The following is a 12939-nucleotide window of genomic DNA, read 5'->3' on the forward strand; positions in this document are numbered from 1 at the left end:
GTGTCGGGAATGGGGGCGGGGGACTCGTCGCTCACCCGTGTGACGCTAGCGCGTCTCGGGTGCATCGGTCCCCGATCACCAGCCAGTGTCGTATGCCGCTGGGCCCGGTCCGTGGCAGGGTGGCCGCCGTGGGTGGCGCGGGTCATGGGGCCGCCGCCGTCAAGGCGCATGGCTTCATGGCCTCAGGGCGACCCAGCGCTCGCCGTCGAGGACCTGGGTGACCACGTCGCCCCAGGGACCCTGTGGCGGCCGCCCGGTGACCGTGGCGCGCACGAACTGCGCGGCGACCGCGTCGAAGACGTGGTGGTGCCGCAGCATCGAGTGGCTGCCGCCGTGCACGGTGACGAAGCCGACACGGGCGGTCTCGCCGAGGTCGCGGGCGACGGTGGTCGCGTTGGCGATACTGGCGATGCGGTCCTGGTCCCCGTGCACGATGAGCACGTCGCGTCCGGATGCCTCGAGCCGGCCCTCGTGGGGGTGGACCCACGGGGCCAGGGCGACGACCGAGCGGACCGGCGGCATCCGGGACGCCAGCAGGGCGGCTCTGCCGCCGAGGGAGTGGCCCACGAGCGAGACTGGCAGGTCGCGCCCGAAGCGTCGCCTCGCCTCCTCGATCGCCCAGGCGACGTCACGCACCGGCGTGTGATGGGTGTCCCACCCCCGGAAGGAGTTGAGCAGACGCTGAACGACGAGGTCCGGCGCGGCGCGGGCGATGCGAGCTGCCACGGGGACCATCCGGAGGACGGAGAGCTGGGCGGGACTGACGCGCATCGACCGTCTGCGAGCGCCACCGCCGTGGAGCACGAGGACGATGCCACGCGGGTCCTGGGGCACCTGGCTGTCGATGAGTCGTGGAGAAGCCCGCATCATGCCGGCCCTGCCGTGCAGCCGTCCCATTCTGCCGTCATGCGGATGCCGTACCCGCTCGCGGTGACCCGCTCCCTTCTGCCGTGACCACGCCACTGTGCCGTCGGCAGGCGTCGGGAAGTGGCCGCCGGCAGGCTGCCGTGGTGGGAGGATGAGCAGGTTCTGGCGTGAGCAGGATGGTGGAAGGGTGATGTCGTGGGGAAGCGTTCTCGGGGCCACAAGCGGGGCGATGCACGCCTGCGCATCCTTCGCGACGGCGATGCGCCGCCGACCAAGCGCGGCACCACCCAGCCAGGTGACGCCCTTCAGCCGCTCGTGCTCGAGCTCCGCAAGCGCCTGAGGAACCCCGATCCCTGGGAGCTGCTGGCGTTCGTGTCCACCATCGTCACGGCGACGGAAGGTGCGGCTGCCCCGGAGGTCTCCGGCAACGCCCTGCACGGCCTCGTCGAGTCCTTCATCGGCGTCGATCTGGCTGAGACGACTGCTGCCCTCCACGTCCTCGCCGTCCTCGTCAGGGACGAGGATTTGGTGCGTGAGATCGACGCGGAGCTGGGCCACCGAACCCAACCGATGCCTTTGTGGCTCAGGGATATTCGTGACACCCGCGTCAGGCGAGCAGCGGTGGTGAGTGCCGAGGACGACATCGGCGAGGACATCATCCTCGGCATCGAGTGGGCCGGCGCCGGGGAGGCGTCCTTCCTCACCTACATCGACCATGCCGCAGGGACGGTCGTCAAGGACGCCTTCCCAGCGCCCATGTCAGTGGCCGACGCCCTCGTCCACCTCGAAGGGGTGCCTGATGACGATGCCGACGTGGAGCTCGAGGAGCTGGACCTCGGTGTCGCTCGGGCCCTCCTCGAGGACGCCCTGGACCAGGGCGACGACCTCGACAACGACTTCGAGTCGGACACGTGGCCGAGCAGCCGTCCGATCCTCGAGTGGCTGCTGTCCGCCCTGCCCGAGATCGAGGTCGACCTCCGTGGCGGCCCGGGAGTCGAGGACGTCGACGACTTCGCCGAGATGGTCCTGCGGGAGCGCGCCGACGTCATCGAGGAGTTCTCCCGCTCCGCGGAGGCGGCGAGGGTCGGTCTCGGGCTCACGCCCGATGGGCAGGGTCGCGACGACATCGCGATCTCCCTCATCGTCGGGGCCGACGTCCTCCTTCCACCGGAGGACTTCAGGCGGTGGACCCCAGAGCGGGTCCACGAGCTGCTGCTCACGGTGCTGCCGGCGAACGTCCTCGTGGACGAGCCCGTCGCCGAGCGGATCCCCCAGGTCCTCAAGGCCTTCGGGACGTGGTCGCTGACGGGCCTCGATGCTCCGGGCGCGGACGTGACGGCCCTCGCCGACGCCATCGACCGCGACGGGCGCGAGTACGTCGCGCTCGCCACCTCCCGTGAGGCGGGGAACCTGCGCGAGGCGATCCGCGCCTACGAGCGGCTGACCGGGCTCGAGGACCTCGCATTGCCGATCCTCGAGAGCGACGACGCCAGCACGCGGTGACGCCTCGTCGGCCGAGTGCCCGAGCCCGGCCCGTGGGCTCGGCAGACCGGACCGGCGAGCGCCTCCCGACAGGGCCGTGTCCATGCTCTCTGGGAGCATGGACACGGCCCTCTCCCCGACGGGGTCACGTGGTCACTCGTGCGGGTTGCTCACGAAGTCGCCCCGCTCGCGGATGGTGTCGGCCGGTTCCGTGCTGGCGGTCCAGAGGGACCCGTCTGCCGCTGCGGTGAGCACGGCCATGCCGGTGACCTCGGCGTGCTTGGCGAGGTAGCCGTTGGACTTCGCCCCGATGCCGCCGCGGACCTCGAAGAGGACCGACGTCGAGCCGAGCAGGCCGTACGCGTTGCGCGCAATGCCCGGGGTGGACGTGCTCGGGTAACGCGTGATGTTGGCGTAGCCGTACTGCTCGAGCGACGTCAGCATGACCGACACGGCGCGTTTGGACATGGTGATGGTCTCGGCGAACTCGTCGGCAATGCCGAGACGCTCTGCCTCCTCCGTCGCGTTGGGCCACATGATCGAGCCGGTGATGAGGCGGCCGTCCTCGTCGACATACGAACCCTGGTGGTGGAAGTCGATGACGACCGCGGGCCGGCGCTCGTCCCAGAGCAGGCGCATCGCGATGGCCTCCGGCACCGGGTTGTCGGTGTCCGCACCGGGCTTGTACGGGTGGTCGTAGGCGCTCTCGACGTAGGAGTGGTAACGGTTGATGTCGTAGCCCCGGCCCGCGAGGTAGAAGCCACAGAAGGCGGTACACGTCGGATCCCAGTTCTGCCGCCACGGCGTGGTGGCGCCCCGTGAGTCGACGACGTCGCCGTCGAAGCCGTCGACGTTGACCCGCGGCACGATGGTGACGGTGAGCGCGTCCCGAATCGCCTGGGCCTGTGGCGAGTTGCCGGCGAGCATCCGCACAATGGACAGCATGCCCTCGCTGACGACGTACTCGTTGCCGTGCTGGTTGGCGATGAACATGATGTCGACCGGCCCGTCACCGATGGTGGCGACGGGGATGTCCCGGCCGAGGTTGGACTGCAGCGGCGCCGGGGCGACGGCGACCGCGCCGTCCGAGCTGCGCTCGATGGAGCGCAGGGTGTCCCAGAGCTGCTCGTAGCTGTGGATGGCTTGGACATTCTCCTGGCCGTCGTCCCAGGGTCCGCCCGGCGTGGTCGTCGGATCGGCGACCGACGGGCCTGCGAGGGCGAGGGACAGGCCGGCCGCAAGGGCGACACCGATGGCTTTGAAGCGCATGACTTTTCTCCTTCAAGGCGTCCGTGCTCAGAAGGGTGGAGGGTGTGCAGCGCGCTCGAATTGCCCGGGTTTCAGACGGTTTTCAGTGTTCCAGCGAGCGGGATCACCGTCAAGGCGGCCGCCTGCGCTGGAGGTCAGTCGGCGGGCCGTCGGTCCGCCCACGGGCGGGCCTGCTCGAGCTGCGCCGCGAGCCGCAGCAGGAGGCCCTCGGAGCCGAGGCGGCCGACGAACTGCGAGCCGATGGGGACACCGTCGGCCGTCCAGTGGAGCGGCACCGACATGGCCGGCCGTCCGGTGATGTTGGCGAGCTGGGTGTAGGGAACCCAGCCGAGTTGCTCCCGGATGAGACGGTCGATGACCGGCGTGAAGCGAAGCAGCCCCGCCCCTCGGATCTTGACCAGGGCCGCCTGCGCGGACTGGAGTCGCGCCGGGAGGTCGAGCCCGCCGATGAGCGGCGGTGGCGTCGCGGTGGTCGGGGTGAGCAGGAGGTCGTGGGTCTCGTGGAAGGCGACGAGCCGGCGCGTGTGCAGGTGCCGGTTCTCGGTGGCACGGATCAGGTCGACGGGTTTGGTCGCCCGGCCCAGGGCGGCCATGACAAGGGTGTCCGCCTCGAACTGTGAGTCGTCGGCGCCGGTGATTTCCTTGGCCAGCTCCACCTGGTAGGCGGCGTAGGCGAACCACGTGGTGAGGAAGTCCTTGGCCAGGGCGGCATCGTCGAACGGAGCCCGGTCGAGCTCGATGACGTCGTGGCCGAGCTCGGTGAGCAGCTCCGCGGTGGCTCGCGCGGCGGCGATCGCCTCGGGATGCGGGTCCGGGTTGATGGAGCTCGCGGTGCAGAGCGCGATGCGCAGCCGACCGGGATCCTGACCGAGCTCGTCGGCGTAGGGGGTGTCCGGCACAGCGGGGAGGTAGCCGGAGTCGGGCGACGGCCCGACGAGCACGTCGAGCATCGCCGCGGTGTCGCGCACGGACCTCGAGATGACGCCGTTGGTCGCCGTGCCGCCGAGCGCCTCGGAGATCAACGGACCGGCGGGCACGAGGCCCCGCGATGGCTTGAGCCCGAAGAGACCGCATGCGGAGGCGGGGATGCGGATCGAACCGCCTCCGTCACTGGCAGCCGCACAGGGCACGATTCCGGCGGCCACGGCGGCCGCGGCCCCACCGGAGGATCCGCCGGGGGTGCGCGCGGTGTCCCACGGGTTGCGGGCGGGTCCGTAGAGCGCGGGCTCGGTGATGCCCTTCGCACCGAACTCCGGCGTGTTGGTCCTCCCGAAGATGACGAGCCCGGCGTCGAGCCAACGCCGGACCACCGTGGCCGTCTCGCGGCGCGGGGTGGTGGCGAGGGATCGGGAGCCGTCGCTCGTCGGATGGCCGGCGAGGTCCTGGGCGAGGTCCTTGAGCAGGAAAGGCACCCCAGCGAAGGGCGCATCAGGTGCATCGACGGACACCGGCGGGTCGAGGTCGGCGACCACGGCGTTGATCCGCGGGTTCACCTCGTCGCGGCGCCGACGGGCCGCGTCGAGGAGCTCGGCCGGCGTGACCTCGCCCTTGCGGACCAGGCTGGCGAGGCCGACAGCGTCGTGAGTCCGGTAGTCGTCCATGTTCCACCTCTCGGGCCGTATGCCGCGGAGCCTAGCGCCGCGGCATACGACGTCGTGCGTCAGTCGGCACGACGGCCCGCGGCCGCGTACCCTGCACACTCACCCTTGCACCGGGGGCCCTCGAAGCTCAGGAGCGAAAGTCCCCGCGGAGGGCTTCTTTGCCGGCAGGCCGGCAGCGCGGTCAGGGCGCGGAGCAGGTCAGCGTCGAGACCGGGAACGTCCATGGCGACGACGAGCTCGGACTGACTGGACAGAAGTGGCAGAGCCTCGTCCCGGGCGTCGAAGGTGGGTTCACCTGCCGCACTGGTTCAGCGGGTCGACGTTTGTCCGCGATGTCGGCCCGGCACGTGCCGTGGTCGTTGCGCATACCTCGAGGGTGGCGCGGCCGACCAGATTCATGATTCAGGTCACAGCAGGTGTCCCCACGTTCTACCGTGATGGGTTGTGGCCGTCAGCGCCACCCCGGCGAAGGGATGCCTTCGATGCCCATCAGCCAGACTTCCGGCGCCTCCCGCCGCGGCGTCCTCAAAGGAGGCGCCCTCGGCCTCGGCTCCGTCGCCGGAGCCTTCGCTCTCAGCGGCGTCAGCTCCCAAGCAGCAGAAGCAGGGCTCGTGCCCGCGCAGGCCGGGCTGGCCGCAGCTGCGTTGGGCGGGCCTGCGGACTACTACCTCCGCATCGACGACATCAAGGGCGAGAGCGCAGACGAAGCGCACCGCGACTGGATCGAGGTCCTCTCCTACTCATGGGGTGCATCCAGCGCCAGCGCAGCCGCCACGGGGGCAGGTGCGGCCGCCGCCCGATCGACCATCAGCCCACTCAACGTCATGACGGGCCTGAGCGCTGCGTCGCCGCTGCTGTTCCTCGCGACGATGGACGGCCGGCACATCGCGTCCGCAGTGCTCGAAGGCGTCACCGCCGACGAGACCCGCAACCGGTTTCTTGAGCTGCGGATGGCCGATGTCGTGATCACCTCGTACCAGTCGAGCGGCAGCAGCAGTGCGCCCACCGACAGCGCCTCGCTGACGTTCTCCAGGATCATGTACTCCTACTGGCAGCAGAAGTCGGACGGCAGCGTCGGCGCCAAGACCAGCGTCACCTGGGACGTGGTCCGGGGCCAGGGGTCCTGACCGAGGTCTGGCGCCAGGCACGCTCAGGCGCGGGCCATCTCGCAGACCCAGCCGTCCGGCATACGGCCGCTTGCCATGACCTCCCTCAGCTCCTGCCCCGGATCACCCTCGAGCACGGTGTCTGCCTGGGGGTAGAGGATGCGCTCCTCCTTGAGGTTGTGCGCCTCGAGTCTCGGCATGAGGTCGTCCAGGAGCCCAGCGGTCGCGTCACCGGCGGGGTCACGGGCGAGCTCGGCTTCCAGCGCGTCGAGCAGCCGCCACATCTGCCCGTGCTCACGGAGCATGACGAGCACCGGCGCCATCAGCCCGGCCGCCCGCAGCGGCGGGAAGAACAGCTCCTCCTCGAGGTAGATGTGCCGCCTCAGGCCTGCGACCGCCTGCGCCAGCGCGGCCGTGTCTGGCTCGCCCGTCCCACGCGAGGCCGCGAACGCCTCCAGCCCCTCGTCGATCTCACGGTGCTCACGCTCCAGCGCAGCCGCCAGGGTCTCCGTCATGGTGCACCTCCTCGTGCCACCTTATGACGACCATCAAGCCGTATGCCGCTGTGCCCCAACGCGAAGAGCCCCCTGCGGGGAGGTCGCTGATGACGTGTAGCCCCGATCGGGGCCGCGGACCACCTCCCCTGGATGCCCGGCCGCCCGACGCTTCCCCGGGCTAGCGTGGCGACGTGGGTGACCCGGACCTCGCGACGAGCGACCTTCCGGCCGCGACGACGGTGAGCGTGACTGTCAGACGGCCGTTCCGGGCGCGCCTGTCCCAGCCCCGGTCTGCCGGTCCCGGCACCTGCCCTGTCGTCGCCTTCGGCCACGGCTTCACCCAGCACCCGCGTCGCTATGACTCGATTCTCACCCGCCTCGCTGCCCGCGGCTACGTCGTCATCGCCCCCGACTCGCAGACCGGCCTGCTGCCCAGTCACCGCCGCCTCGCCGAGAGCCTCTGGGATGCCATCGTCTGGTCTCGCGCCCACGTCACCGCCGCGCACCGCACCCTCGCGGCGTTCGCCGGGCACTCGATGGGCGGTGGAGCGGCCATCCTCGCCGCGGCCCGACATCCCGAGGTGGGCGCCGTCGCGACCCTCGCCGCTGCGCAGACCCGGCCCTCCGCAGCGAAGGCGATGACCGGCCTGCGGGTACCCGCCCTCTTCATCGTCGGCGCCGAGGACCGGATCGTCCCGCCGGACCGCACCCGCCCGCTGTATGCCGCGACTCCTGCCCCGGCGACCTGGGTGTCCATCGCGGGCGGCTACCACTGCGGGTTCGTCGACTCGACGTCCTTCGGTGGTCTGGGCTGCGACCACGGCTCGATCCCCCGCGACACCCAGCTCGCGCTCGTGGCCGGGCTGCTCGGCGACTGGCTCGACGAGACCCTGCACGGTGCCGCCGTCCACCCTGCGCCGACGGGTGTGGTCGTCGAGCGGCGCTGCTGAGAGAGCCACCCTCGCTCGCAGGGCCCCTGTCGGGCCCTGTCAAGGGCACTGTCGGGTCCTGAGGCATCGACCCCTGGGCGCGACCGGACGGGTCCGGTCCTCGCGCGCCGCGTCGTGCGACGGTTGAGCCGTGCGCCCAGGCCACATCACCTGCTCCCACGACTGCGGCACTGCTCCCCGAGGGTGAGCAGTGCCGCAGTCCTGTTCGTCCAGAACCGCCGTGCGATCAGCGCGGTCCGCGAAGGACGTTCACCGAGTAGTCGTACGAGGCGTCGAGCGTGGACAGGTCGCTCGCGTCCTCGGCCGCCGGCATGTTGGAGACCACGAGCGCGAAGTCGTCCTGCTTGCCGTTGGCACACTTCGTGTCGAGGACATCGGTGGTTCCCTCGGCACCGTCGTACCGGTACACGTAGTTGCCTGCGTCGTCCGTCAGCTCGTTGTCCGAGTCGACGCCCGGGGTCAGGTCACAGGTCGAGATGACCTGCCACGACCAGTCGTTGTCCTGGACCCCGTCCGTCAGGATGAACGGCTTGTCGCCCTCGCCTGCGACGTCAACCGGCGAGCCGTCGACAGCGACATCGTCGATGAACCAGCCCGTGTCGAGGTAGGCCGCGTCAGTCGAGTAGCGGAACCGAACGTCGGTCGCGCCAGCAGGCAGCACCGCCTGGTACTCGACGTACATCGGCTCGTCGACGAAGTACTCGCCGCCGGAGGTGCCGGTGATGCCGTTGCCCTCGGTGTTGTTGCCGTGCGGGTCGTCATTCGTCGAGACCGGGTTGCCGGCCATGTCGGTCACGGGAACCGTCACCCACTCGCCGCCGACGAGCGCCTCGACGAAGCCGTAGTCCCAGCCCTCCTCGATGAAGTGCCAGTTCCAGAAGCTCACCGTCTCGCCGCCGGTGATGCCGGCGCCGTCATCGACGCCCAGGAGGTGGTCGGCCTGGCTCTCCGCTCCGCCCCACCAGTGGTCAGGATCGGAACGAGGTGCCACCTCGGTCGTTTCCTCGCCCTCGAAGGAGAGCGTCACATACGGACCGGGGTTGCGGAACGTCTCGTAGGAGACACCGAACGGCAGCGCACTCGACGACGGCCGGTTGCCCGGCTTGTTGAACTTCGGGTCCGGCTGGGCGCCCTTGTAGTAGCCGCGGTCGTCCCAGAAGACATCATTGGCGATGTCGATCGTCCACCCGCCCGAGGCCGGGCCGAGGTCGAAGTTGACGAGGTTCCAGCGCTCCGAGTTCTCGTCGTCGAGCTTCATCGTGATGGCCCAGTCCTCGAACAGGTCCTTGGCCGAGCGGAGGTCGCTGCCGGTCGCGGCGTTGTAGTCGTCGATCGCCTTCTGGACGCCGGCCATGTCGTTGGCCTGCTCCTCGAAGATCAGCTTGATGAGCAGGTCGCCGGCGGTGCCGTCGTAGACCTGGTCAGGCTCGAGACTGCCTCCGCCGTTGCCGCCCGCCTGCTCCCAGAGGTAGAGGAAGTAGCTGAACGAGGCGCCGTAGTTCTCCAGGCCCCCGCCCCAGCGGGTCAGCGACGTCTCGCGGTGGAACACCTGCTGGTAGGTCAGGTGGCTACCCGTCATGTCGTAGCCGTTGAGGAAGGCCGCCATGTCGGCGAGGCCCTCGTCGACCCACGACAGCTCGCCCGGGTCGGAGTAGTTCATGAGAAGGTGCTCGAGCTCGTGCGCGATGACACCCTCGTAGAGCTCGGGCCGGTCGTTGGCCGCGTTGCCGTCGCTCCACGGTGCGGTGCTCGGGTCCTCACCCACGCGGTTGGCCCAGTCGAAGGCGTCAAGCGTGATGACGTTCATCCCGAGGCTCGTCATGAAGTCGGGCGCGAAGTAGCCCGCGGTGTAGCTCGTGACCGAGCAGTCGTAGTAGCTGTCGTCCTGGACGTTGTAGACGAGGGTCACGAGCGAGTCGCTCGCGTCGTCCGCCGGGTCAGCGGCGTCCATCGGGCCGAAGTGGGCCTCGTCGACGGCGACGATCTGGTCCCTCAGCTGGTCACCGAGGTAGTCGATCTGCCCCTGGGTGAGCGTGAACTCTGAGGCGAGCTTGTCCTCGCACGGCACGAACTCGTCGGCCGGGTTGTGGTCGAAGGCCGGGTCGAGGCTGTGGACCCCGTCGGGCGCCGAGCCGTCGAGCGGCGTGCCCTGCGGCACGTAGATGTAGACCGGCGTGCCCGCGTCGGTGGTGTCCGCGTAGACCCGAGTAAAGGGCTGGTAGTAGGTGCCGCCGGCAGCACTGTCGTTGACCGGCACCCAGATCGTGGTGTCGCCGGCGCTGCCCGGATCGGCCGGAGGATCGTAGACGTGGTCCGCCATCGCGGGGGCGCCCAGTCCGAGGCTGACCATCGTCGCGGCTGCCGCGCAGGCGGCTAGCCTGCGGAATCTCTTTGTTCGCAAGGGTATTCCCTCCCAACCCCGCTTCGTTGCGGAGTCGACTTCGGCGTGGGTCCGGGGCGGGCCGTCGTCTTCAGCCACTCCCAGACGTGAGGCCACCCGTTCCCGAAGGTGGCGCCCACCCATCGGACGATATCCCGACTTCACCGCTCTCGAAGGTAACGAAACGGTCACGGGCACACGCAGCCCCGGCCCAGCCGGCATACGGCCTGGCTTGGGGTGGCACACCCCTCCCACGTCACCGGGGGTTGGCACGATCCGGTGTTGGCCCTACCGTCAGGGGCGACCGCCCCTGCGGCTGCGCACCGCTCGACGAGGAGGGTTTCCCATGTCCGTCCTGTCCGACCTCACCGCGGCACTGGCCTCGGGCTCCGTCCGGGTCATCGACCTGACCGCCCCGCTCTCCAGCGAGACCCCGCTGCTCGAGCTGCCCCCGGAGCTCGGGCAGACGGCGCGGTTCGAGCTCGAGGAGATCAGCCGCTACGACGACCGCGGCCCGGCCTGGTACTGGAACAACTTCCACACCGGCGAACACACGGGCACCCACTTCGACGCGCCGATCCACTGGATCAGCGGCAGGGACCGCGACGACATCGCCTCCGTCCCCGTGGCCGCCTTCGTCGCGCCCGCGGTCGTCCTGGACGTGACGAACCGCGTGGCGGACAACCCGGACTTCCTCATCGAGATCGCCGACATCGAGGCCTTCGTCGCCGAGCACGGGCCGCTGCCGCAGGGTGGGTGGCTCCTGTGCCGCACCGGATGGTCGGCCCGGGTGACCCAGGACGAGATGATCAATCGCACCGAGACCGGACCGAGCAGCCCCGGCCTGTCATCCGAGTGCGCGCGGTGGGTCGCGGAGGAGTCGCCGCTGCAGGGTATCGGCGTCGAGACGGTCGGGACCGACGCCGGCGCGGCCCACTCGTTCGACCCCGCCTTCCCGTGCCACTCGTTCCTCCTCGGCGCGGGCAAGTACGGCCTGGCGCAGCTGCAGAACCTCGACCAGCTCCCCCCGGTGGGCGCCGTCATCGTTGCCTCGCCACTGAAGATCATCCGCGGGTCAGGCTCACCGACCCGCGTGCTCGCGCTCGTCGAGGACTGACCGTGCTCGTCGCCGAGGCGGTGGGGCGGGCCCTGGTCGCGGCGGGGATCGACCACGTCTTCGGGGTCGTGGGGTCCGGGAACTTCCATGTCACCAATGCGATGGTGGCCGCCGGAGCCCGCTTCGTCGCCAGCCGGCACGAGGGCGGCGGGGCGACGATGGCCGACGCCTACGCGCGGACGAGCGGACGACCGGCTGCCCTCACCGTGCACCAGGGCTGTGGCCTGACCAACGCGATGACGGGGATCGCCGAGGCAGCGAAGTCGCGGACCCCCCTCGTCGTCGTTGCCGCCGAGGCGACTCAGCCCCGGTCGAACTTCTACGTCGACCAGCCCGGGCTGGCCGCGGCCGTCGGCGCTGTGGCGCGGCGGGTGACCTCGGCGGATTCGGCGGTGACAGACACGGTGGCGGCGGTGGCCACGGCAGTGCACCAGCGCGTCACCGTCGTGCTCAACCTCCCGCTGGACGTCCAGGGCCTCGAGGTTCCCCCCGAGTCGCGTCCCGACGCCGCGGTCCTCCCGCCCCCGCCCCCACCCCCCGCGCCCTCCACCGCCGACGTGGAGCGGCTGGCCGCTGCGGTCTCGGGCGCCGAACGGCCGGTGTTCGTCGCCGGCCGCGGAGCCCGGTCGGGCACCGCCCGCGACGCGCTGGTCGCCGTCGCGGAGCGGTCGGGAGCGCTCCTCGCGACCTCGGCCGTGGCGAAGGGGCTCTTCCACGACGACCCGTGGTCCCTGGACGTCTCCGGCGGTTTCGCCTCGCCTCTCGCCGTCGAGCTGATCCGCGGTGCCGATCTCGTCGTCGGGTGGGGCTGCGCCCTGAACATGTGGACGATGCGCCATGGGACGCTGATCGCGCCCGGCGCGACGGTGGTCCAGGTCGATGACACGGCCGAGGCGCTGGGCGCCCACCGAGAGCTGACCTTCGCGGTGCACGGCGACGTGGCACTGACGGCTGCGGCCCTCGACGAGGCGCTGCTCGGCGCCGACCTGGGCGACGGCGCCGCCGGGCGCCCGGGCTATCGCTCCCCCGAGGTCGGTGAGCGGCTGCGCCGCGAACTGGGCTGGCACCACGTGCCGTTCGAGGACACGAGCACCTCCGACCTCATCGACCCGAGGACGTTGTCCCTGGCCCTGGACGACGTGCTGCCGTCAGAGCGCGTCGTGGCCGTGGACTCGGGCAACTTCATGGGCTACCCGAGCATGTACCTACGGGTCCCCGACGAGCGGGGTTTCTGCTTCACCCAGGCGTTCCAGTCCATCGGGTTGGGTCTCGCGACCGCGATCGGGGCCGCGCTGGCCCAGCCGGACCGGCTGCCGGTCGCCGCCCTCGGCGACGGTGGCCTCCTCATGAGTGCCGCCGAGCTCGACACCGTCCGCCGCCTCGGCCTGCCGATGGTGGTCGTCGTCTACAACGACGAGGCCTACGGAGCCGAGGTGCATCATTTCGGCCCCGGCGGCCACCCCCTCGACACCGTCACCTTCCCGGAGACGGACCTTGCGGCGATCGCGCGCGGCTACGGGTTCACCGGCGTCACCGTGCGGACCGCCGACGACCTCACGAGCATCAGGGAATGGCTCGACGGCCCGCGCGACACGCCCCTGCTCGTCGATGCCAAGGTCCGCGGCGACCGGCCCTCCTGGTGGCTCGAGGAGGCCTTCCGCGGACACTGA

At 70.6% G+C, this 12939-nt stretch carries 10 protein-coding genes; 5 read left to right on the forward strand and 5 right to left on the reverse strand.

Annotated features, from left to right (window positions below; genetic code table 11):
* Window positions 1–174: 174 nt before the first annotated feature.
* Window positions 175–897, reverse strand: a complete 723-nt coding sequence (locus LOY02_RS10280) for an alpha/beta fold hydrolase (protein WP_317182263.1) — start codon at window positions 895–897, stop codon at window positions 175–177.
* Window positions 898–1062: 165 nt separating this feature from the next.
* On the opposite strand from LOY02_RS10280, the gene LOY02_RS10285 reads away from it, so the two are divergent.
* Entirely contained in the window at window positions 1063–2370 is a 1308-nt protein-coding gene (locus LOY02_RS10285) for a hypothetical protein (RefSeq protein ID WP_317182264.1), read from the forward strand.
* Window positions 2371–2502: 132 nt separating this feature from the next.
* Here the strand turns inward: LOY02_RS10285 and LOY02_RS10290 are convergent, their stop codons facing one another.
* Both LOY02_RS10290 and LOY02_RS10295 read right to left on the reverse strand, forming a co-directional pair.
* Entirely contained in the window at window positions 2503–3618 is a 1116-nt protein-coding gene (locus LOY02_RS10290; RefSeq protein ID WP_317182265.1) for a M14 family zinc carboxypeptidase, read from the reverse strand.
* A 134-nt stretch (window positions 3619–3752) separates the two neighbouring features.
* Entirely contained in the window at window positions 3753–5219 is a 1467-nt protein-coding gene (locus LOY02_RS10295) for an amidase (RefSeq protein WP_317182266.1), read from the reverse strand.
* Window positions 5220–5701: 482 nt separating this feature from the next.
* Between LOY02_RS10295 and LOY02_RS10300 the strand changes: the two genes are divergently transcribed.
* Window positions 5702–6346 (forward strand): type VI secretion system tube protein Hcp, encoded by a 645-nt coding sequence (locus LOY02_RS10300; RefSeq protein WP_317182267.1) that lies wholly within the window; start codon window positions 5702–5704, stop codon window positions 6344–6346.
* Window positions 6347–6369: 23 nt separating this feature from the next.
* Here LOY02_RS10300 and LOY02_RS10305 read toward each other — a convergent pair whose 3' ends face one another.
* The gene (locus tag LOY02_RS10305) at window positions 6370–6840 is read right to left on the reverse strand and encodes a hemerythrin domain-containing protein (RefSeq protein WP_317182268.1); all 471 of its coding nucleotides are present in this window, start codon (window positions 6838–6840) and stop codon (window positions 6370–6372) included.
* Window positions 6841–7013: 173 nt separating this feature from the next.
* Here LOY02_RS10305 and LOY02_RS10310 point away from each other — a divergent pair, with 173 nt between their 5' ends.
* Complete coding sequence (locus tag LOY02_RS10310) at window positions 7014–7772, forward strand: dienelactone hydrolase family protein (RefSeq protein ID WP_317182269.1); 759 nt, start codon at window positions 7014–7016, stop codon at window positions 7770–7772.
* 226 nt (window positions 7773–7998) lie between these two features.
* Here LOY02_RS10310 and LOY02_RS10315 read toward each other — a convergent pair whose 3' ends face one another.
* Window positions 7999–10173, reverse strand: a complete 2175-nt coding sequence (locus LOY02_RS10315) for a hypothetical protein (RefSeq protein WP_317182270.1) — start codon at window positions 10171–10173, stop codon at window positions 7999–8001.
* A gap of 325 nt (window positions 10174–10498) precedes the next feature.
* Between LOY02_RS10315 and LOY02_RS10320 the strand changes: the two genes are divergently transcribed.
* Together LOY02_RS10320 and LOY02_RS10325 are read left to right on the forward strand one after the other, a co-directional pair.
* Window positions 10499–11269 (forward strand): cyclase family protein, encoded by a 771-nt coding sequence (locus tag LOY02_RS10320; RefSeq protein ID WP_317182271.1) that lies wholly within the window; start codon window positions 10499–10501, stop codon window positions 11267–11269.
* A 2-nt stretch (window positions 11270–11271) separates the two neighbouring features.
* Window positions 11272–12939: a thiamine pyrophosphate-binding protein gene (locus tag LOY02_RS10325; RefSeq protein ID WP_317182272.1), complete on the forward strand. Its 1668-nt coding sequence runs from the start codon at window positions 11272–11274 to the stop codon at window positions 12937–12939.

The organism is Intrasporangium sp. (genome assembly GCF_032907665.1).
Taxonomy (GTDB): Bacteria; Actinomycetota; Actinomycetes; order Actinomycetales; family Dermatophilaceae; genus Intrasporangium.